At 64.3% G+C, this 21,325-nt stretch carries 22 protein-coding genes; 13 read left to right on the plus strand and 9 right to left on the minus strand.

The window, feature by feature from the left end:
* Window positions 1-29: 29 nt before the first annotated feature.
* Complete coding sequence (locus GUY30_RS14520) at window positions 30-1,664, plus strand: DNA repair helicase XPB (protein WP_167199053.1); 1,635 nt, start codon at window positions 30-32, stop codon at window positions 1,662-1,664.
* A gap of 71 nt (window positions 1,665-1,735) precedes the next feature.
* Here the strand turns inward: GUY30_RS14520 and GUY30_RS14525 are convergent, their stop codons facing one another.
* Window positions 1,736-2,698, minus strand: a complete 963-nt coding sequence (locus tag GUY30_RS14525) for an EamA family transporter (RefSeq protein ID WP_167199058.1) — start codon at window positions 2,696-2,698, stop codon at window positions 1,736-1,738.
* Window positions 2,699-3,021: 323 nt separating this feature from the next.
* Between GUY30_RS14525 and GUY30_RS14530 the strand changes: the two genes are divergently transcribed.
* The 11 genes from GUY30_RS14530 to pspAB all read left to right on the plus strand — a co-directional run bounded on the left by GUY30_RS14530 (window position 3,022) and on the right by pspAB (window position 13,816).
* Window positions 3,022-3,633, plus strand: coding sequence for a CGNR zinc finger domain-containing protein (locus GUY30_RS14530; protein ID WP_228281394.1), 612 nt, complete (start codon window positions 3,022-3,024; stop codon window positions 3,631-3,633).
* A gap of 14 nt (window positions 3,634-3,647) precedes the next feature.
* On the plus strand, window positions 3,648-4,394 hold the full coding sequence (locus GUY30_RS14535; RefSeq protein ID WP_167199061.1) for a hypothetical protein: 747 nt from the start codon (window positions 3,648-3,650) through the stop codon (window positions 4,392-4,394).
* Between the two features lie 44 nt (window positions 4,395-4,438).
* Entirely contained in the window at window positions 4,439-5,215 is a 777-nt protein-coding gene (locus GUY30_RS14540; protein ID WP_167199064.1) for a hypothetical protein, read from the plus strand.
* A gap of 284 nt (window positions 5,216-5,499) precedes the next feature.
* Window positions 5,500-6,258 (plus strand): response regulator transcription factor, encoded by a 759-nt coding sequence (locus tag GUY30_RS14545; protein ID WP_167199067.1) that lies wholly within the window; start codon window positions 5,500-5,502, stop codon window positions 6,256-6,258.
* A gap of 30 nt (window positions 6,259-6,288) precedes the next feature.
* Window positions 6,289-8,361 carry a HAMP domain-containing sensor histidine kinase gene (locus GUY30_RS14550; protein ID WP_228281395.1) on the plus strand — a complete coding sequence of 691 codons (2,073 nt, stop codon included), beginning with the start codon at window positions 6,289-6,291 and terminating at the stop codon, window positions 8,359-8,361.
* Window positions 8,358-10,457 (plus strand): trypsin-like peptidase domain-containing protein, encoded by a 2,100-nt coding sequence (locus GUY30_RS14555; RefSeq protein WP_167199070.1) that lies wholly within the window; start codon window positions 8,358-8,360, stop codon window positions 10,455-10,457. Before GUY30_RS14550 ends, GUY30_RS14555 begins: the two co-directional genes overlap by 4 nt.
* Before the next feature lie 181 nt (window positions 10,458-10,638).
* Window positions 10,639-10,926, plus strand: coding sequence for a WXG100 family type VII secretion target (locus GUY30_RS14560; protein WP_167199073.1), 288 nt, complete (start codon window positions 10,639-10,641; stop codon window positions 10,924-10,926).
* Window positions 10,927-11,148: 222 nt separating this feature from the next.
* Entirely contained in the window at window positions 11,149-11,898 is a 750-nt protein-coding gene (locus GUY30_RS14565) for a PspA/IM30 family protein (RefSeq protein WP_167199076.1), read from the plus strand.
* On the plus strand, window positions 11,895-12,179 hold the full coding sequence (gene pspAA, locus GUY30_RS14570) for a PspA-associated protein PspAA (protein ID WP_167199079.1): 285 nt from the start codon (window positions 11,895-11,897) through the stop codon (window positions 12,177-12,179). The genes GUY30_RS14565 and pspAA overlap by 4 nt, the downstream gene beginning before the upstream one ends.
* A 79-nt stretch (window positions 12,180-12,258) precedes the next feature.
* A complete protein-coding gene (htpX, locus tag GUY30_RS14575) occupies window positions 12,259-13,170 on the plus strand; it encodes a zinc metalloprotease HtpX (protein ID WP_167199082.1) in 912 nt (303 codons plus the stop codon).
* A gap of 46 nt (window positions 13,171-13,216) precedes the next feature.
* Window positions 13,217-13,816 (plus strand): PspA-associated protein PspAB, encoded by a 600-nt coding sequence (gene pspAB, locus GUY30_RS14580; protein WP_167199085.1) that lies wholly within the window; start codon window positions 13,217-13,219, stop codon window positions 13,814-13,816.
* A 154-nt stretch (window positions 13,817-13,970) separates the two neighbouring features.
* On the opposite strand, the gene GUY30_RS14585 is transcribed toward pspAB, so the two are convergent.
* The 3 genes from GUY30_RS14585 to GUY30_RS14595 all read right to left on the minus strand — a co-directional run bounded on the left by GUY30_RS14585 (window position 13,971) and on the right by GUY30_RS14595 (window position 15,984).
* The gene (locus GUY30_RS14585) at window positions 13,971-14,189 is read right to left on the minus strand and encodes an RNA-binding S4 domain-containing protein (RefSeq protein WP_167199088.1); all 219 of its coding nucleotides are present in this window, start codon (window positions 14,187-14,189) and stop codon (window positions 13,971-13,973) included.
* Window positions 14,189-15,007 carry a hypothetical protein gene (locus tag GUY30_RS14590; RefSeq protein WP_167199090.1) on the minus strand — a complete coding sequence of 273 codons (819 nt, stop codon included), beginning with the start codon at window positions 15,005-15,007 and terminating at the stop codon, window positions 14,189-14,191. The genes GUY30_RS14585 and GUY30_RS14590 overlap by 1 nt, the downstream gene beginning before the upstream one ends.
* Window positions 15,008-15,234: 227 nt before the next feature.
* Window positions 15,235-15,984, minus strand: coding sequence for a sulfite exporter TauE/SafE family protein (locus GUY30_RS14595; protein WP_167199093.1), 750 nt, complete (start codon window positions 15,982-15,984; stop codon window positions 15,235-15,237).
* A gap of 76 nt (window positions 15,985-16,060) precedes the next feature.
* On the opposite strand from GUY30_RS14595, the gene GUY30_RS14600 reads away from it, so the two are divergent.
* The gene (locus tag GUY30_RS14600) at window positions 16,061-16,828 is read left to right on the plus strand and encodes a DUF1707 SHOCT-like domain-containing protein (RefSeq protein WP_167199096.1); all 768 of its coding nucleotides are present in this window, start codon (window positions 16,061-16,063) and stop codon (window positions 16,826-16,828) included.
* 35 nt (window positions 16,829-16,863) lie between these two features.
* On the opposite strand, the gene GUY30_RS14605 is transcribed toward GUY30_RS14600, so the two are convergent.
* The 5 genes from GUY30_RS14605 to GUY30_RS14625 form a co-directional block, all read right to left on the minus strand.
* Entirely contained in the window at window positions 16,864-17,247 is a 384-nt protein-coding gene (locus GUY30_RS14605) for a nuclear transport factor 2-like protein (RefSeq protein WP_167199098.1), read from the minus strand.
* A 175-nt stretch (window positions 17,248-17,422) separates the two neighbouring features.
* Entirely contained in the window at window positions 17,423-19,066 is a 1,644-nt protein-coding gene (gene groL / locus GUY30_RS14610; RefSeq protein ID WP_167199101.1) for a chaperonin GroEL, read from the minus strand.
* Window positions 19,067-19,848: 782 nt separating this feature from the next.
* Window positions 19,849-20,052 (minus strand): cold-shock protein, encoded by a 204-nt coding sequence (locus tag GUY30_RS14615; RefSeq protein WP_025780447.1) that lies wholly within the window; start codon window positions 20,050-20,052, stop codon window positions 19,849-19,851.
* Window positions 20,053-20,453: 401 nt separating this feature from the next.
* Entirely contained in the window at window positions 20,454-21,014 is a 561-nt protein-coding gene (locus GUY30_RS14620; protein ID WP_167199104.1) for a LytR C-terminal domain-containing protein, read from the minus strand.
* 2 nt (window positions 21,015-21,016) lie between these two features.
* Window positions 21,017-21,283 (minus strand): DUF3263 domain-containing protein, encoded by a 267-nt coding sequence (locus tag GUY30_RS14625; RefSeq protein WP_025780444.1) that lies wholly within the window; start codon window positions 21,281-21,283, stop codon window positions 21,017-21,019.
* Between the last annotated feature and the right edge of the window lie 42 nt (window positions 21,284-21,325).

Consider the following 21,325-nt stretch of genomic DNA (forward strand, 5'->3'; position numbering starts at 1 on the left):
TCATCACACTTCGGGAAGGGAAGTATTGAATGAATGGTCCGTTGATCGTGCAGTCCGATCGGACTGTGCTGCTGGAATCGGGACATCCCCTCGCCGTCGAGGCGGCCGTGGCGATCGCCCCGTTTGCGCAGCTGTCGCGGACCCCGGAGTACATCCACACCTACGAGATCACTCCGCTGGGACTGTGGAACGCACGCGCCAGCGGTCATGATGCCGAATCCGTCGTCGACGTGCTCCTCGAATTCGCGAAGTACCCGGTCCCGCACGAACTCCTCGTCGACATCGTCGACATCATGGACCGTTTCGGTGTGCTCACGCTCATCGACCATCCGATCCACGGGCTGACCCTGACCGCAACGGAGACGGGACTGCTCGACGAGCTCGTCGGCCAGCCCGATCTCGTCGGAAAGTTCGGCAAACGCATCGATGCCGAATCCGTCCTGGTCCACCCGTCCGAGCGCGGCGAACTCAAGCACGCGCTGCTGCAGCTGGGGCATCCGGTCTCCGACCATGCCGGCTATGTCGACGGCGAGGCCCACGAGATCTCACTGTCCGATGATGCCCACGGCGGTCAGTGGCATCTGCGCGACTACCAGAAGCAGGCCATCGACCAGTCGCTGTCCGGTGAGTCCGGGGTCGTCGTTCTGCCCTGCGGTGCCGGGAAGACGATCGTCGGTGTCGCCACCATGTCTCGCGTGCAGACGACGACTCTCATCCTCGTGACGAACTCGGTCTCGGCCAAGCAGTGGAAGGACGAGATCCTGCGCCGCACAACCCTGACCGAGGACGAGGTCGGCGAATATTCGGGATCGACGAAGGAGATCCGCCCGATCACCATCGCCACCTACCAGGTGCTCACCACCCGGCGGAAAGGCTCGTACCTCCACCTCGAGCTCCTCGATGCCAAGGACTGGGGTCTGGTCATCTATGACGAGGTGCACCTGCTGCCGGCACCGATCTTCCGGCTGACGGCAAGCCTCCAGGCTCGTCGTCGCCTCGGACTGACCGCGACGCTGGTCCGTGAGGACGGTCGCGAGGACGAGGTGTTCTCCCTCATCGGACCCAAGCAGTACGAGGTGCCGTGGAAGGAACTCGAACGGCTCGGGTACATCGCCTCAGCCGCCTGTCATGAAGTCCGCGTCCGCCTCGACGGCGGAACCCGAACCGCGTATGCCCGCGCCGACGGCGAAGACCGGTACCGGCTGGCGGCGACGTCGGATGCGAAGCTGCCGATCGTGTCCGAGCTCGTCGCCGATCATCCGGATGCTCAGATCCTCGTCATCGGGCAGTATCTCGATCAGCTCGAGGAGATCGGAGCCGAACTCGGTGCGCCCGTGCTCACCGGGCAGACTCCCGAGTCGGTGCGCCAGGAGCTCTTCCGTGAGTTCCGGTCCGGGGAGATCCCGGTGCTCGTGGTCTCGAAGGTCGCGAACTTCTCCGTGGACCTGCCGGCCGCCTCGGTGGCGATCCAGGTCTCCGGAGCCTTCGGATCCCGGCAGGAGGAGGCCCAGCGCCTCGGACGGATCCTGCGGCCGAAGGAAGACCAGGGCTCGGCCACGTTCTACACCGTCGTCGCCGCCGACACCGTCGATGAGCACTTCGCCGCTCAGCGCCGCCGCTTCCTCACTGAACAGGGCTACAGCTACAGCATCGAAGTCCGCTGACTCCCCTTATTGCTACCTGACGGGGGCCCGGCAACCTTGCGCCAGGTTGCTTGGCCCCCGTCAGGTAGTAATTAGGTGGTGATGAGGGAGGGTTCGGACTTGGCGACGACCTCGCGGCGAGCGACTCGGCGGGCAAGGCGGGACTCGCCCCACTTGATGAAGCCGACGCCGCCGAGGATGAATACTCCGCCGAAGAGCTGGATCGGCGCGGGCATCTCGAAGAGAACCAACCAGGCGACGATGACGGAGAACGGGACCTCGACGAGGTTGACGAACGACCCGACGGTCGCCCCGACATAGCGCAGACCGAGGATCCCGGTGATGTAGGCGCCGACGGTGAATATGACGATCATCGCCATCGGCACGACCCACGACATCGACACCCCTCCGAAGTCGACATCCGCAGTCACCGCGTTCCACGGCATGACGCCGGCGAGCACGATGACCGACATCGCCAGCGCCCCGATGCCCATGCCCAGACCGGTCAGAGCCACCGGCGGAATCGTGATCGTGTCCTTCGCCGAGACGAGGAAGTAGCTAGCCAAGCAGACCGCGGCGGCCATGGCCATGACCACGCCGAAGATGCTGATCGACGATCCGCGCAGGTTGAGCACGAGCAGGAGCCCGATCATCGAGACGACGACTCCGATGAAGGTCACGGTCGCCGGCCGGGTCCGGGTCCGCGCCCAGATCCAGAAGACGATGAGCATCGGCGCGGTCATCTCCAGCAGCAGCGCCACGGCCACGGTGAGGTGTTCGACGGCGACGAAGTAGAACCCCTGGACGCCGGCCATCGAGACCAGGCCGTAGGTGACGACGGTGCGCCAGTGCGCGAGCACTTCGCCCCAGCGTCCGCGCAGGGCGGTGAGGGTGGGGATGAGCAGCAGGACCGCGGAGCCGGCCAGGCGGATGAGCACGACCGCGCCCGGCGTCCACCCGATCGCGTACATCGTCTTCGCGATCGGCCCCGACACCGCGAAGAAGAACGCGGAGGCAAGAGTGAGCAGGAACCCTGCGATGACGGTGCGATTCATTCCTGGCCTCCTGATGTGGTGAAACGTCGAGTGGCGTACGGGGACACACGTCCCCGAGGCGGTGGTGCTGCGGTGGTTGATGATGCGGAGTTGATGGTTCGGTGTCGGATCATGACCTCGCCGAGGCAGCCCGACGAAAGCCCGTTCCCTTCGCCGAGGCGGCTCGACGTTGACATCGGCATGACCGTTTCGTCGTTCCGCCGAGCCGGCTCATCGTCGGGTGGTGCAGGATCTCAGCGGGTCCTGCGGAATGTCCGGTTTCAGTATCGACCCTGAAATTGAAATGGGTCAAGTGCATTTTGGTCCTTACATCCTGTGGCAGAATGGCTTCCGCCATGGCTTTCACCTACGACATTCGCGCGAACCTCACGATGCTCGTCGACCTCCTCAACACCTCAGGCGACATCGCCGGCGACGACGATGAGCTGACGACAACCGCGAAACTCCGCGGATTCGCGGCCCGACACGACTTCTCCGGACCCTTGACCGCCACCAGAAGCGACGTCGACGAGACCCTGGAACTGCGTCGACGATTCACCGCAGCCCTGGACGCGAGCATCGACGCCGAGACCGATGACGAGCTCGAAGCCGGCACGATTGCAGTCGTCGATGAGATCAATCTCACACTCAGCGATTCGGGTTCCGTGCCGCAGCTGGTCAAACACGACCATTGGGACTGGCACCTGCACGCAACCGGCAATCAAGCCAGCCTCGCCGACCGAGTGGCCGCCGATGTCGCCCTCGTCCTCATCGACCTCATCCGTTCGGGCGACCTCGATCGCCTTGGTCGCTGCGCTGTCGAGGACTGCCGTGCCTACCTCGCCGACTTCAGCCGCAATCGCTCGAAGCGCTTCTGCGATACTGGCAGCTGTGCGACCCGCACGCATGTCGCAGCCTTCCGCGCCCGCCACTCCGACACAGACTCCCACAACTGACCCGAGGACCGCCCATGTCACTTCAGCGGTTGGAGATTTCAGCCTGGGCACGGCTATCCGCGAAGCTCGCCGGAGTGTTTACGCTGACCAGTGTCTGCCCGGGCGCCCTCGTTGCGGCGCTGGTCTTCCTACCGCTCGACTTCCGAGAATCAGCGACAGAGAGATTCACTTATCTCACTGCCTCGCTCATCAGCACCGCGGTGCTCATCGTTGTCTGCCAACGGCTCATCCGCGGTTCCCTTGGCCGCTTCCGGACGAGCAGCAGCCTCACGCGCTTCCTTCGCTACCAGCTGGGAGCGCTCGGCTGCGGCGCAGGCCTGGGCATCGGCTTCCTGCCAGTGATACTCGAAACAGCCCCGTCCCCAGATCATGCAACTCCTGCCCAATGGGTGTCCTCCATCTGCGCGGGGCTCGGACTCCTCGTCGTGTCCCTTCTTACCTTCCGCGGCGACCGCCGCAGCCCGTTGACGGCACCGGCCCACCCCAGCATGAGCCTCACCGAAGGCATCGTCGTCGACTACTGGTCGGACAAACTCCCCAGCGGCGCAACACCGAGTCTCGCGGTGATCCGCTTCGCCGACGAGTCCGGCCGAGCCAGGTCCGCCCGCCACCTCGTCAGGCGAAGCACGACGACGCTCGGCACAATGGGACGGGCGCAGTACGATCTCCGTCGACCAGACAAGGTCCTGGGCTTCACCTCTGGGCGGCCGCCTTTCGCAAAGCATCCTTCGCGTACCCGCCGCCAGAAGTTCGTTCCCTGACCGAAACCGACCCTTTGACCGCCCGCTGACCTGAGGAACAGACCATGTCACTTCAGCCCTTGCGCATCACCGCCGGGCGCAAGCTCGCCGCCGGCTTCGCGGGCATCATCACCATGTCGGTCACACTGCCGTCGGGCTTCGCCACCTCAGCGATGGCCTTCCTCCCCATCAGTCCTGCAGATCCGCTCGGTCAGAAGCTCCTCTTCGGCACCCTCGCAGTAATCGTGGCCGCCATCTCCATCGCCGTCAGCTTTCTGCTCGTACGCGTCGCGCTCGGCCGCATCCGCACCGGAGGCAGCCTGTCCCGATTCTTCCGATACCAGCTGGCTGCGCTCGGAGCCGGCGCCGGGCTCGGCCTCGGCTTCGTTCCAGCCATGGCCGAGGCCGCTCCGGTCTGGTGGGTGGCTTCGATTACCGCTGGCCTCGGACTCATCGCCGTCTCCCTGCTCGCCTTCCGCAAGGCTCGCTATCCGATTCTCAGCAGGCCCCCGTATCCGCACATCGGTTTGGCCGAAGGCCGCGTCATCGACGACTGGTCAAATGGCCAATCGAGGAGTCCGAGCCTGACCGTTGTTCATTTCGTCGACGACAAGGGGCGCGGACGGTGGGTCCGTCACCTCGTTCAGCAGAGTCCGTCACTGCGGGGAACCGTCGGCCAGGTGGTCTATGACCGTCGTCGTCCCGAAAAGGTCCGACGCTTCGCTGTTGCCCAACAGCTCTTCGATATCCGCCCGCCCCGCGAGATCCAGGAGAATTCGGTACCTCAACCACGCACCATCTACCCGATGCCTCCCGGCTCTCGCCCGCAGCGTCCACGCTGAGCTGAACCCACCACCTGAGCAGAACTCACCAACACCCACTACCGCCTCGACGAAAGCGAAGACAGTCGAACGCCCTCGCGTAGCTGGACCCGCCTCGGCGAGCATTTCTGAACGCGAGCTGGTCGCAGCCGCATATTTCACTGAAATCGGCCTTTCTTTCCTGAGAACGAATGCCCGACCCGGGGTCCAAATGGACTTTCCTGAGAGCCTTTCAGTGACGCATGTCACATTCGCATTCAGGCAACCCCCAGCCCACTCCCAGAAATGGGCTCCAGACTGGATTCATGACTACAGCACAGAACGACACCGACATCGAAGCCACCCTGCTCGTTGTCGATGATGAGCCCAATATCCGCGAACTCCTGTCCACCAGTCTCCGCTTCGCCGGATTCGACGTCGTCTCCGCCGCCAACGGTGCCGAGGCGCTGCGTCTGGCCGAACAGACCGACATCGACCTCCTCGTCCTCGACGTCATGCTCCCGGACATGGACGGCTTCACCGTCACCCGCCGTCTGCGCCAGATCGGCATGAACGCCCCCGTCGTGTTCCTCACCGCCCGTGATGACACCTCGGACAAGATCACCGGTCTGACCGTCGGCGGCGACGACTATGTGACGAAGCCCTTCAGCCTCGAAGAGGTCGTCGCACGCATCCGCGCGGTCCTCCGCCGCACCCGCAACCTCGAAGACGAGGAGAACGCCGTCATCGTGGCGGGCGACCTCGAACTCGACGACGACACCCATGAGGTCCGTCGCTCCGGCATCCTCATCGACCTCTCCCCCACCGAGTTCAAGCTGCTGCGCTACCTCATGCTCAACACGAACCGTGTCCTGTCGAAGTCCCAGATCCTCGACCATGTGTGGGAGTACGATTTCGGCGGCGACACCGGAATCGTCGAGTCCTATATCTCCTACCTGCGCCGCAAGATCGACGTCACGCCGGAGACGGATGCCGCCGGCCACCCCGTCGAGATGGAGTGGACGCCGATGATCCAGACCAAGCGCGGGGTCGGCTACATGCTGCGCACACCGGAAGCCAAGTAGTCGTCCATGCAAGGGCGATAGATTACATACGTGGCAATAGAATCCCGTCCCTCCCGTCCCGGCTTCTGGGAAGAATGGTCTCTGACCACCAAGCTGCTGGCCATCATGATGCTGCTCATGCTGCTCGTCCTCACGGGGACGAGCGCTTGGGTGTTGGAGAACCTGCGCGACAGCCTCGTCCAGCGCACCGATGAACGACTCATCAGCGCCTCGGAGACACTGGCGAAGCAGGCCTACCAAGATGTGTTCCAACCAGCCGAGCTCCAGTCCGGGGACGATGACGCCGAGGAGTCGCCGTCGTCGACGACGATCGATTCGAATTCCTGGGATCAGCTCAAGAGTCTCCTGCCGGGAGGCTTCTATGTGCAGTTCTACGACACGAACGGGGACCCGATCCGCGATCCCGTCGCCCCGGAGCCGCAGAACCATCCGATCCTGCCGAAGATCGATGAGAAGGAAGTCTATTCCCGCGGCGGCGAGCCCTTCACCGTCGCTGGAACGAGTTCGCAGTGGCGGGCGCGGGCGATGAAGGTGAAGAACACCGACGTGCTCGTGTCCATCGCAGTGCCGTTCGACCGCGAGGTCGACAACATCAACGAGCGAGCGCGGAACACGATGATCGGCATCGGCCTGCTGGCCCTGGCGATGGTCGCCGGAGTCGGCTATTGGGCGATCAACAACACGTTCCGGCCGCTGCGCGATATCGAGAAGACCGCTTCCCGCATCGCCGCCGGTGACCTGTCCCAACGTGTGCCCAGCTATCCGCGCAATACCGAGCTCGGGCGTCTGTCGGCGGCGCTGAATACGATGCTCGGACGCATCGAGGACTCCTTCGACGGGCAGACCCGGTCGGAGAAGCGCATCCGCCAGTTCGTCTCCGACGCCTCCCACGAGCTGCGCACTCCCCTGGTCACGATCCGCGGTTACGCGGAGCTGTACCGGCAGGGCGCGATCACGAAGTCCGAGGACGTTGCCAATGCGATGGAGCGGATGGAGTCCGAGGCCAAACGCATGGGCGTCCTCGTCGACGATCTCGTCGTCCTCGCCCGACTCGACGAGCAGCGCGCCGCCGAGATCGGTCCGATCGACCTGCACAAGGTCGTCCGAGACGCCGCTGCCGATGCCGCGGCACAGGCACCGGACCGCGATATCAGCTTCATCGGACTCCACGGTGAGGACGCCCAGCCGGTGCCGATGATCCGCGGTTCCGAGTCGAAGATCCGCCAGGTCATCGTCAACCTCGCCGGCAACGCCGTGCGCCACACTCCCGAGCACACCGCGATCGAATTCGCCGTCGGCGTCGTCGGTCTGCCCGAGTCGGTCGACCCTGATTCCGCTGATACCGGCGAGATCCGTGAGGGCGGTGCCCGCGGTCAGAACGGCCGCAACGGCAAGAGCGGGGCGAAGGACAAACCGCGTGAGCGCGGGTTCGTCACCGGTGGAGTCCGCATCTTCCGCCGAGGCGACTCTGCCGGAAACGACCAAGCCGACACCCATCCGAACCCCCGGTCCGCGGCTCAGGCCGACACCCAACCCGACCGTCAGTTGGAACCCGAGGAGACCACCCCGGACGCGGGGCAGGGGAACGGGCAGCACAACGGGCAGCTGCAGACCCCCTCAGGAGATCGGTCCGGAGCCCAGCCAGGATCACAGTCCGGCGCTCAAGCAGAGGCATCGGCCGATTCGCAGACCCCGTCGCAATCCGGTCCGGCGACCGATCCCCAGTCCGGCTCCACGGCCAAGACCCCAGAGCCGGCGAACATCGTCCCCGATGTCACGGCTGCCGGATCCATCACGGTCGATGAGTCTCTGCGCGGATTCCCCAACGGTCGGGTCCGCTTCGAGGTCAGAGACCACGGAGACGGAATCGACCCCGAGGTGGTTCCGCGCATCTTCGAGCGCTTCTACCGCCTCGACGTGTCCCGGACCAGGGACACCGGCGGTTCCGGGCTCGGACTGTCGATCGTCAAGGCGATCGTGGAGAACCACCATGGTGCGATCTCCGTCCACGAAACTCCGGGAGGCGGTGCGACGTTCCGCATCGACCTGCCCATCTCCGACAACGGCGAAACCACTGCGGACACGCGAAAGGATGAGCGATGAACGAGAACAACGACTCCCAGAATCCGGATGAGGTGTCCCGCAGCTCCCGATCGGACGACCAGACTCCGCACCCAACGGCGGATCAGGACGGAGCTTCTACCACCGAGGGACGTCGCGGCCCCTCCGCCGGAGGCTACCGCGGATCCGGCGCCGAGGTTCCGCGCACCTTCCCCTCTCAGTCCAACGGCCCGGCCCGAGTCAGTCCACCCGTCGCACCGCCCGAGCGTCGCCCCGACGTTGCGCCGACTCGCGCGCAGAACCCTGTGGACGGTTCCCCTCACCGAGGCGGCTCCCCCTCCCAGCAGCCCTCCCCCTACCAGCCCGGTGGGCAACAGGGCGGTCAAGCCGGCGGTCAGGCCAACGGGCGCCAGGACGGACAGCCAGCTCAGCCCGGTCAGCCGGGCGGCCAATCGGGACAACCCCAGCATCCATCGCCGTATCAGTATCAGCAGAATGGGCAGCAGTCCTCTTCGTATCAGCCGGGCAACCAGCAGCAAGGTGGCCAGCAGCCGGGCGGCCAGCCCGGCTATCAAGGAAACCAGAACGCCCAAAACACCTTCGGCAACCAGCCGCAGCCGGGCCGGCAGACCGCTCAGACGAATCAGGCCCAGCATCCGTCCCCGTACGGTCAGCCTCAGCAGAACGGTTCGCAGTCGCATCCGGGGCAGAATGCCAACGGACGGAACGGCCAAGGCGCATCGGCCACCGGAGCCGGTGCCGCGGCAGGTGCCGGAGCGGCAGCGGCCGGTGCCGGTGCGCATCACGCCGGATCGCACTCTCAGCAGACAGGTTCCGCCGGTTATCCGGGACAGCAGAACGCGCCCGGCCAGCAACCCGGTTCCAACGCCTATGCGGCGGCACCCGGTTCGGGGCCCTATTCCTCGGAATTCTCGGCCGTCGGTTCTCAGCCCGGACCAGGAGGTCCCGGCGGGCCCGGTGGACCATACGGGCCGGACGGGTTCGGTCCGTACGGAGCTCAACAGCCGCCTCGGCGAGAGAAGAAGGGACCCGGTTGGGGCGCGACGATCGCGATCGGACTGGTGGCTGCCCTCCTCGGTGGGGCTCTCGCGTTCGGCGGAAACTATGCCCTCTCGGCGCTGCAGAATGAGGAGCCGCGCAAGGTCGCCGAGGAGACGATCGAGACTCCCGACTGGACGCAAGTCGCAGAGAAGACCTCGGACAGCGTGATGTCGATCCAGGTCGGCACGCGCGGTCAGGTCCAAGGGGTCGGCTCGGGGGCGCTGTACGACGATCAGGGCCACGTCATCACGAACAACCACGTCGTCGCTCCGGCGGACACCCCCGACGGCGAGATCGCCGTGACCATGAAGAACGGTGAGACGACGGAGGCGAAGATCGTCGGCCGCGACCCCTCGACCGATATCGCCGTCATCAAACTCGATCAGGTGCCCGACGGTGTGAAGCCGCTGGTCATCGGTGATTCGAAGAAGCTGACCGTGGGCGATCCGGTGATGGCCCTGGGCAATCCGCTCGGCCTGGCCAACACCGTGACCACCGGTATTGTCTCCGCGCTCGACCGCCCGGTGTCGACGGAGAACATCGGCGAGGATGCATCCTCGCAGGAGAAGGAGATGACGATCACGAACGCCATCCAGACGGATGCGGCGATCAACCCCGGCAACTCGGGTGGACCGCTGGTCAACGGTGATGGCGAGTTCATCGGCGTGAACTCGGCGGCGGCTTCGCTGAGTCAGGGCGAGGGTGGACAGTCCGGATCGATCGGCATCGGGTTCGCGATCCCCGCGAACCAGGCCGTGATGATCGCCGACCAGCTCATCTCCTCCGGCAAGGCCCAGCATCCGTTCCTCGGAATCACGCTCACCGACGGGCACATCAACAGCGGCGGAATCAGCCGCGGCAGCGCCAAGGTGCAGTCCGTGGCCAGCGGATCCCCCGCTGCCAAGGCCGGAATCAAAGACGGAGACGACATCATCGAGGTGGCCGGGACCAAGGTCAACAACGCCATCGCCCTGCGCGCCCTCGTCCGGGCTCAGCCGGTGAACACTCCGGTCGAGGTCACCGTGGTCCGCGGCGGGAAGGAACAGAAGCTCGACGTCACGCTCGTGCTGCAGTAGATCCGCGACTCACGCGTGAGAGCCTGGGGACGTTGCCGCGACTCAGCCACCTGGAGGGTGTGGACAGCCGAACGCTGTCCACACCCTCTTTCCGTGCTCTTCCGCTCACCATCCTTGACCGTCGACACTGATCTCGTCTCGCCCGACCGTGGCGGAACGTCTCTGACCACAAGGAGTGATGATGAGTTTCGAAGTCGACGCCGAACGTGTCCAATCTGCTGCCACCGCCGCCGCCAACACCTCCCGCAACCTCGCGTCCGAATCCGACACGATGACGCGCAATCTGCTCGCTCTCCAAGAATGCTGGCGCGGCAGTGCGTCACAGAACTTCCAGGCCGTGGTCAACCAGTGGGAGCGTGCCCAGAAGCAGCTCATGGAATCGCTCGACTCCGTCCACGGTGCGCTCCACACAGCCGCCCGGCAGTACTCCGAAGTCGAAGCGGCGAACTCGCGCCTCTTCGCTCCCTGAACCGACCGAGTCCCACCCGCCAAGTGTCACAGACTCCGGCTGCGGATCCCGAGATACCGCGGCCGGGATCTGTTCGTACTCGTAGTCGGCGTCTGGCAAACTATCAGCCTTTCTCAGTAGACTTGAGAGCGATAGTTCGCGGCGGTGTTGGCCAAGAATCTCCGGACCGGAGTGGATCGGGTTGGCAGCGTCGGGTCAAACCAATGCAGGAGTCGACTACGGATGAGTATCTTCCAACGGATCGCGACGATCTTCGGTGCCAAGGCCAACAAAGCTCTGGACAAGGCCGAGAACCCCAACGAAACCCTTGACTATTCGTACCAGAAGCAGCTTGAACTGCTGCAGAAGGTCCGCCGCGGTGTTGCCGATGTCGCCACCAGCCGCAAACGCCTCGAGCTGCAGATCAACCAGCTCGAGCAGCAGCAGAACAAGCTCTCCGGTCAGGCCGAGAAGGCCATGCAGATCGGCCGCGAGGAGCTCGCCCGTGAGGCTCTGACCCGCAAGTCCGGCCTGACCCAGCAGATCACCGATCTGCAGACTCAGCACGAAGGACTGCAGGGTGAGGAGCAGAAGCTCACTCTCGCCTCGCAGCGCCTGCAGGCAAAGGTCGACGCCTTCCGCACTAAGAAGGAGACCCTCAAGGCCACGTACAATGCCGCCGACGCGCAGACCAAGATCGGCGAAGCGTTCTCGGGCATCTCGGAAGAGCTCGGCGACGTCGGGCTCGCCGTCCAGCGTGCCGAGGACAAGACCGCCTCGCTGCAGGCCCGCGCCGGTGCCGTCGATGAGCTCCTCGCTTCCGGTGCTCTCGACGATGTCACGGGTACCCAGAAGGACGACATCACCGCTCAGCTCGATTCCCTCTCCAGCGAGAACGACGTGGAGATGGAACTTCAGCGGATGCGTGAGTCCCTGCCTGCCGGTTCCGAGAAGCAGGACCAGAAGTCGCTCGAAGGTGAGGATAAGCAATGATCATCCGCATCATGGGCGAAGGGCAGTTCGACGTTCTGAACGTCGACCAGAACCTGCTCCAGAAGTACGACAACCAGGTCGAGGATGCCGTCAATGCGGGCAATGAGGAAGCCGCCCGCACCGCACTGAGTGCCCTCCACGACTACGTCACGGCCAACGGGCAGCCGGTTGCCGATGACTACCTCGGATCCTCCGATGTCGTCATCCCCTTCGTCGACGCCACCTTGGCCGAGATCGCCGAACTGCTCACCGGCGAGGGCTTCATCCCGGATCCGGCCTGAAACCACAGAGCACCGAAATGCACCCGGCCCATTGTCTTCGACAGTGGGCCGGTTCTGCCACTGCCAGAGAGGAACCACGATGAAGAATCGCTTCGTCAGAGACAACGGACTGACCATGCGGATGGGATGGACGATCTTCCTCAACGGCCTGATCTATGTCGTGCTCATCCTCGCGATCTGGTGGATCGTCGGCCAGAGCGTCGGCGGCGTCATCGTCGCCGTCCTCATCAGTGCCGGCGCGTTCTTCTTCCAGTGGTACTTCTCCGACAAGATCGCCATGCGCGCGATGGGCGGTAGGGAGGTCTCCCCCGAGGAGGCTCCAGAGCTGCATACGATCGTCGACCGACTCTGCCAGCTGGCCGATTCGACGAAGCCCCGCGTGGCCGTCTCGAATTCTTCCATCCCCAATGCCTTCGCCACCGGCCGCTCCCCCGAACGCTCGGTGGTGTGCGTGACCCGTGGTCTGCTCGAGAAGCTCGATCGTGATGAAGTCGAGGTCGTGCTCGCCCACGAGCTCTCCCACGTGGCCCACCGCGACGTGACCGTGATGACCGTCGCCGGTGTCACCGGTGTCGTCGCCGCACTGATGATGCGCGCCGGGTACTACATGAGCTTCGGACGGTCGAACAACAATAACAACGGCATCCCGATCCAGCTGCTGTTCATCCTCGTCGGAGCCGTCGTCTACGGGCTTTCATTCGTCCTCATCCGCGCTCTCTCCCGGTATCGTGAGCTTGCCGCCGACCGTGCCGCTGCCATCCTCACCGGTGCACCGTCGACTCTGGCGTCGGCACTGACGAAGCTGAGCGGGGACATGGCCAAGATCCCGGAGAAGGACCTGCGGTCGTCCGCCTCGGCGAACCACCTGGCTCTCATCCCCGCCATCAGCGGAAAGGCCGCATTCGGCCAGCTCTTCTCCACCCACCCCTCACTCGAGAAGCGCCTGGAGCAGCTGGCGAAGATCTCCGCCCAGCTCTCCCGCCCCGAGTGAGCATCCGCCACACGCTTGAACTGCGCACCACCGAATTAGGAGCTCTATGGGATTCTTCGACGCACTGCTCGGCCGGTCCAAACCGAAACGGGCCAACCTCGACGACCTCTTCGCCCTGCCCCCGGCAGCATTGACACTGCAGGCCGCGACCGGCTTCACGCCCACGGGCATCGGGGCCGTCGCCTTCCGTCAGGTCGAGGGCGCCGCTTTCCAAACTGCTGAGTCCGAAAGCGTCGCCCTCATCGGCTCCGACCCGGCCGCCTCGGTGAGGCAGGAGAACGACGGCTTCGGGTTCACCTGGCAGGTCGTTGCCGATGAGAACGCCGAGGTGGTCAACCTCGTCACGAACATCCACGCCGTGAACTCGGCGCTGGTCAATCAGGGATTCGACACCATGCTGCTGTGCACGACCGTGTACTTCGTCCACCCCGATGGACGTCGGATGGCATTGGTCTACCAGTACAAGCGCGGAACCTTCTATCCGTTCGTGCAGTCGGCACCGAAGCAGCGTGACAACCCCCTGGAGATCCAGGTCAAGGGCGTGCTCTCCAATGAACTGCCGTTCGAAGAGGATACGTCGAACTGGTCGGCTCTGTGGGACGCCCCGGGTATGAATGACACCCCGGGCGCTCCCGAGCTGCAGTAGGCGCACCTGGCCCGAAGGGTGGGCCAGCCCGAAGGCGTGTACCCGTCCGGGCTGAAGGGCAGACAGATGGAGGGCGTCCCTGCGGGGACGCCCTCCATTATCTGTTCGCGTTCGTTTCGGTCGAGACCGGATCAGTCTTCCTCGGCAGTCACGATCAGCCGTGCTCGGCAGCCACCTCGATGACTTCGCCGAGGGCTTCGATGCGGTCGCCGGGACGGATCGTGGCGCCTCGACGGGTCTCGACCTCGCCGTTGACGCTGACCTCACCGTCGGCGATCATGTCCTTGGCCATAGCACCGTGTTCGGCGATGCCGTGCAGTTTGAGCAGCTGACCGAGTCTGATCGACTCGCCGCGGATTTCGATCGTGTCCATCAGAACATGTCTCCGAATCCGTCGAACAGGCCGCCGCCGTCACCGCCGTCGCCTCCGAAGAAGCCACCGCCGTCGCCGCCCATGTCTCCGCCTGCGTCTCCACCGGCGTCGCCCATGTCGCCTCCGTAGGCGCCGTCCCAGCCGCCGCCCATTCCGCCGAACATCATGGCACCCATGAGGACGCCGGGCAACAGGCCGGAACCTGCATAGGAGTTGAAGTAGCCGCGGTTGTATTCGGCGTAGGCCGGTCCGGCCTCCCAGTAGGCGCGGCGGGTGTGTCCGTCACCGGTGACGACCTTGCGCACCAGCGGGTCGGCTCCGACAGCGACGCGTTCGGCGTCGGCGGCACACACGGGCACCGGGCGCAGCTGGCCGCCGGCCGGGGCCCAGTCGATGTCTTCGACCGAGGGACCGTGCTGGGGGTTGAAGAAGCAGGGCGGACGACGCACCGGCAGGGGTTCGCCTTCGACCCGGGCGCGAACGCATTTGGCAGCGTAGCGGCCGTCTTCGAGCGCCTCGGTGACGTGGCGGATGTCAGTGGGTTCGGAGACCTTCTCGAGAGTCTCCTTGGCAACGTCGTACGAATCGAGCGCCTGCTTGTAGTCCTGCGCTCCGCCCGTGTCGAGATCGATTCCCGCAGTGATGACGTCGAGTTCGGCGACTTCTTCGCCGAATGAGGTGACGTCTTCTTCAGCGGTCTTCTTCACCTGCTGAAGTTCAGCGGCGTGCAATTCCCGCTGCCGCTTCTTCTCCTTGCGGTGGCCGATGAAGAAAACGGCCCCGAGAACTACGAGCAGCAACAGAAATACTTCAGTCACGATCCATGCCTCCCAGGCTAGCTTTGTCCTCGAACAGTATGCCCGATGAAACTGACAGGCGTCTGAGCCTGTGCCCCACATCCGCTCAGTCCTCGGCCGCCGATGACCGGTGTGCGCAGGTCATCCAAGATCGTCGTTCGTCCGGTGTGCGCAGGCCAGTCCTCGGCCGTCAATGGCCGATACACGCAGGTCATGCATGACCGTCGCTTGCTCCGTGAACGACCGCCTTAGACGAGAGTCTGGAGGCCTTTGACCAAGGCCGCGATTCCGCCGCCGAAGGCGAGGACGAGCATCCCGATCCGCGCTACGCCCACGTCTATATGACGGGCGAGCCAGTCACCACCTGCGAGGCCAGCCACGAGGACGAGACCGAGCCCGATCCAGACCCCGGCCTCCAGATGCGGCCAGGTCCCTCCGTCGATGATCACCTTCATCACCACCGCTGAGGCGGTCCCGACGACGAGGAACGGCTGCAGGGTTGCCGCGAACGACCGCTGCTCCCAATTCGTCAGCACAGCGTAGGCGCTCACCGCCGGACCCCCGGCTCCAGCCGCGGCCGACATCGCCCCGGAGAAGAGTCCGGCCGTCAGCCGTGTGCCGAGGTTCGCGGGAATCGTCCGCCCCAGCTTCCCCAAGGTCAGTGAGCTGATGAGGGAGACGACGATCAGGACGCCGATGAGGATCTGCAGAGGTGCGGTGGGCAGCGCAGCCGAAAGCAATGCGCCGGGGATGGTGCCAAGCACGGCACCCAAGGCAAGGTGTCGGAACGGCGGCCATTCCACCTCGGCGAAGGTGCGGACGAAGACGGAGAATGAGGCGACGATTCCGCAGATGTTGACGAGGATGACTCCGCTGAACGGGTCGAGGAGGAGGACGAGGAAGGGGCCGCTGACCAGGCCGAATCCCATCCCGGTGACGCGTTGGGACAATGCACCGAGGAACACTGCGAAGAGGATGAGCACGACGACGGGTTCCACCCGGCCGAGTTTACTCGAGTCCGATTCCCGGCTGATCCTCAGTCTCACCGCTGACGGCGGGGTTAGAGTATTCACCATGAACGCCAGCCCCCTCTGGTCGCGGTTCAGCGCAGATCCGCGCTCGTATGGGCAGGTCCGGGCCTCTGATGCCGATCGCGCGGTCGTCAGTGATGTCCTCTCGGAGGCTTACGCCCTCGGTCAGCTCGACGTGGAGGAGTTCGATGAACGCACCGAGGCTGCCGCGAAGATCAAAACGCTCGGTGAGGTCCCAGCACTGATCGAGGACCTCGTCCTCACTGATCCTGCAGAGACCGAACCCAGCCAACTCGATGATGCGGGGCGCGCACAGGCGCTGGCTCGCCTCGAGGAGGATCGGGTGCCGATCACGCCGGAGCAGATCGATGCCGCGGCGCAGAAGTACTACGAGGATCGGGTGCGCCGGTCGCTGCTCGGCGCAGTCGCGGGCCCGGTCGGGATCGTGCTGGCGATCTGGGCGTTCTCGTCGATCGCCTCTGGCCAGTTCATCTTCTTCTGGCCGATCTTCGTCATCGTGCCCACACTGCTCGGCGGTTTGGGACGCATCGCCCACAAGGACGAGATCATCCGCAATCGGAAGAAGGAGCTCACGCGCCGGGCCCGGGCCCACCTCGGCGATGCCGAGGCTCAACGGCAAATCGAACAGGGTGAGACTCCCGAGCGGGATTTTGAAGCTGACTTCGGTACGGGGCTGCAGCCGCCGCATCCGTCCCACCCGCCCTACTCGCCCGGTCAGATCTCACGCCGGGAGGAACGGGACCGGCGCCGTTCGCACCGCCGCCATAACCGCGACAATCCCTGGGACTGAGGGCATGCTCCGCGTCCGGGCGGTGCTGCTGCGCCTCAGACCTGGAAGATTCGGATCTGTCCGAAGTCCTGGGCTTTGTGAGTGGTGAACCACATGGTGTGCGAGAAGTGTCGCAGGTCGTCGCCGTCGGCCTCGGATTGCCAGTAGCCCCACGCCGCCGCGGCCTTGCCGTGAGTGATCGCCGCTTCGAGGTGGCCGACCTCCGGCGAATGAGCGGACAGTTTCAGCAGCGCTTCGACGACGGCCTCCCGCCCGGTGTGGGTCTCGACGGCGGAGGCATGAACGATCTGGAGGACGCAGTCGTCGGCGATCACCTCGGCGAGGGCCTCTTTGTCCCCGTTGAAGAGATTCTCTTCGAACGTCGCGACGAAGACGTTCTTCGGACTGTTTCCGCAAGCATCGGTGCCGGTGAAAGTCATACCGCCAGCCTAGGCGGGCGGAGGCGGCGGGACAACGGGTCGGTGGGCCGCCTCGGCGAAGGTGGGGTTATCGGGAGAAGAATCGGATACGGCTGCTCCGGACCGTCGGGCACGAAAACGGCCGTGCCGGCGCCCTTGCGGGCACCGGCACGGCCGATCGGACAAGCGGGGGCTATCAGAAGCCCATGCCGCCCATTCCACCCATGCCGTCCATTCCGGCAGCTGCGTCTGCACCTGCGGCGGCCTTTTCGGGCTTGTCGGCGACGACCGACTCGGTGGTGAGGAACAGACCGGCGATCGAGGCGGCGTTCTGCAGAGCAGAGCGGGTCACCTTGACCGGGTCATTGATGCCGGCGGCCAGCAGGTCCTCGTACTCACCGGTTGCGGCGTTGAGACCGAATCCGGCTTCGAGGTTGGCGACCTTGTCGGCAACCACACCGGCTTCGAGGCCGGCGTTCGTGGCGATCTGCTTCAGCGGGGCTTCGATGGCAACCTTGACGATGTTGGCACCGGTGGCCTCGTCTCCCTCGAGTGCGAGGTCGGCGAATGCGGCCTTGCCCGCCTGGATGAGCGAGACGCCGCCACCGGCGACGATTCCCTCTTCCACAGCAGCCTTGGCATTGCGCACGGCATCTTCGATGCGGTGCTTGGTTTCCTTGAGCTCAACCTCGGTGGCGGCTCCGGCCTTGATGACTGCAACGCCGCCGGCCAGCTTGGCCAGACGTTCCTGCAGCTTCTCACGGTCGTAGTCGGAGTCCGAGTTCTCGATCTCGGCGCGGATCTGGGCGACCCGTCCGGCGATCTCCTCGGCGTCTCCCGCGCCCTCGACGATAGTGGTCTCGTCCTTGGTGATGACGACCTTGCGGGCGGTACCCAGCAGGTCGGTGGTCACGCTGTCGAGCTTGAGCCCGACTTCCTCGGACACGACCTGGCCACCGGTGAGGATGGCGATGTCGGCGAGCTGAGCCTTGCGACGGTCACCGAAGCCCGGAGCCTTGACGGCCACGGACTTGAAGGTGCCCTTGAGCTTGTTCAGCACCAGGACGGCCAGGGCTTCGCCCTCGACGTCTTCGGCGATGATGAACAGCGGCTTGTTGGACTGCTGGACCTTCTCGAGGACGGGCAGCAGATCCTTCACGTTCGAGATCTTGGAGTTGACGATGAGGATGTAGGGATCCTCAAGGACAGCTTCCTGGCGATCGGTGTCGGTGACGAAGTAACCCGAGATGTAGCCCTTGTCGAAGCGCATACCCTCGGTCAGTTCGAGCTCGAGTCCGAAGGTGTTGGACTCCTCGACGGTGACGACGCCTTCCTTGCCGACCTTGTCGATGGCCTCGGCGATCAGTTCACCGATTGCGGGATCCCCAGCGGAGATTCCAGCGGTAGCGGCGATCTGTTCCTTGGTCTCGATATCGATGGCGTTGCCCAGCAGAACGTTCGTGACGGCCTCAACGGCCTTCTCGATGCCGCGCTTGAGGCTGAGCGGATCAGCACCGGCTGCCACGTTGCGCAGGCCTTCGCGGACGAGAGCCTGTGCGAGCACGGTAGCGGTGGTGGTTCCGTCGCCTGCGACGTCGTCAGTCTTCTTGGCGACTTCCTTGACGAGCTCGGCGCCGATCTTCTCGTAGGGGTCCTCGAGTTCGATCTCCTTGGCAATGGAGACGCCATCGTTGGTGATGGTCGGTGCGCCCCACTGCTTTTCGAGCACGACATTGCGACCGCGGGGTCCAAGGGTCACCTTGACCGCGTCCGCAAGCTGGTTGAGGCCAGCTTCGAGTCCTCGACGAGCTTCTTCGTCGAATGCAATCATCTTTGCCATAGTGGCTTAGATCCTCCCTGATGGAGTGGAGTGGGAATCCAGAGCAGTCATCAACGCCCGCGACGGCAGAGAGTGTGTCCGCATGTTCCATTCCACATATGGACCACGCTCTCGAGACGACTGGTGGGTACCCATCGGTTTTCACCAGTACTAGATTTAGCACTCTCCCCATGCGAGTGCAAATATTCGTGGTCCGTCATGACGGTTGCGGAGGGCCGCGTTCCGCGAGTTCTCGCCGCACGGTCACGGCGCAGGGGCAGTTCGGCCCAGCGCGAAACGTCTGCCGACGGTGAAGCACGCCGGGTCAGATGACGCTCCCAGGTTCGAGCGGGCCGGAGCAGGCCCACTTGCGACGGCCGCGTGCGGGTCGACAGACGCCGGAATCAACGCGCGGGCGAAGTGGCACAGTCAAACACCCACGTCGCGGTCGCAATCGGCACGGTTTAGGGTGAACAGCCCTGTTTCAAACACGTGCTATTCAACTCAAACTGGGCCGATTCGAAGTTCGTACACACACGCGCGCAGCTCGAGTGAGCCCGCACCCTCTCAGCACCAAATCTTCAACTTTTGGTGCACCTCGTTCTGAAAGACACACAGAAGAACGTGTGCAACTCGGAACAAAGTGCACCAAAACGCGGGATGCCCCGACCACGCGGGCACTGAAAAGCGCCGAGCAGTTGCCTGCTCGGCGCTTTCGCCGTGCGGTCGGTGCCGGTCGGCCCGAAGGCCATTCCGACGACCCGCCGCAGCGGATCAGAAAACTGTGCTGACAGCAGCCAGTCTCAGAGGAGGGTGACGGACTCCGCCTGAGGACCCTTTTGTCCTTCTCCAACTTCGAACTGAACCTGCTGGCCCTCTTCGAGAGAGCGGTAGCCGTCCATCTGGATTGCGCTCCAGTGAACGAACACGTCCTGGTTGTCGCCTTCGAGGGTGATGAATCCATAGCCCTTTTCAGCGTTGAACCACTTGACGGTACCTTGTGCCATTACTTCTCCATACAGTGCAGTGCCATTGAAATCCCGCATCGCGGCCGCGATCAGATGACCTCACCCGAGATACGGAAGCTAGTAAAACTCAACTGACCCCGCGACTTCCCTCATTGACCTCTAGAGAATTATCTCGGTGAAGCACGAATAGAACACAAGGTGCTGTGCTTGCCTAGCTGTTGCAACTCTACCGCAGCCGCGCACCCCGCCTAGAGCGGTTCAGCACTGTTATAGATTCGTTATCTAAGGGTTTCTGCCCTGTTCACAGCGGGGATCGCCGCGAATCAAATCAGACCGTTCGGTCAGAAAGTCGCCGAGGATGCCCGCCGTCGAAGGCCCCGACCGCAACCGAACCGATCCCCCGACTCAATCGCGCTGCGGCACGACCGAATCGCTTCGGGTCAGTCCGAGCCGCCTCCACTGGACTCCGGCCCGCGATCGGCGATGTCCGAACAGATGACGACGGTCACGTCGGCTTCGAAGTCGGACGAGGCCTCCGTGGCCGAGACTCCCAGTGACTTGGCGACGAGCTTCGCCTGCGAAGCGTTCTCTTCGCCGTTGTAGTACACGGTCGAATCAGAGAGGTTCGTCGAATAGTTGCCGACCTGGCCGAGCTTCCAGCCCTTCTCTTCGACAGCCTCGGAGAACTTCTTCGCAGCACCGGAGACTCCCGAGCCGTTGAGCACGTCGACGGTGATCGAGTCGTCGGCGACGCTGACTTCGCTCTCGCTCGGTGAGGGTTCTGCCGACGACGATTCGGAGGCCGGAGGGTCGGCGATCTTCGACTCGGGATTGCCCATCGAGGAGAAGATGATGTTGATGGCGGCCACGACCAGCAGGACGGCGACCAGGGCGAGGATGATGACCAGCGAGATGGCACCGATGTTCGACGACGCCGCGGACTCCTGTCGATGGGCACCGCTGCGCCGGCCGGGCTCGATCTCGTCGAATTCGTCGGTCATGTCTACCTCGAGACGCGGGCTTGGGCGCGCTCGCTCTGCCGCGTGCTGCGGATTCGGCGAAGGCGCTTGACCAGCATGGGATCGCTGGCCAGAGCTGCAGGGTTGTCAAGAAGCGAGTTGAGGATCTGGAAGTAGCTGGTGGCCGACATGTCGAAGCGCTCACGGATCGCGTGGTCCTTGGCGCCTCCGTACTTCCACCACCGCCGCTCGAACTCCAAAACGGCCACCTCGAGCTCGCTCAGTTCTGAGGTGTCGTCGTTCGGCGGCATAGAGGTTGTGCTCCTTCGAGAGGTATCTGTGCTTCTATATTA

It is taken from the genome of Brevibacterium pigmentatum, assembly GCF_011617465.1.
Taxonomy (GTDB): domain Bacteria; phylum Actinomycetota; class Actinomycetes; order Actinomycetales; family Brevibacteriaceae; genus Brevibacterium; species Brevibacterium pigmentatum.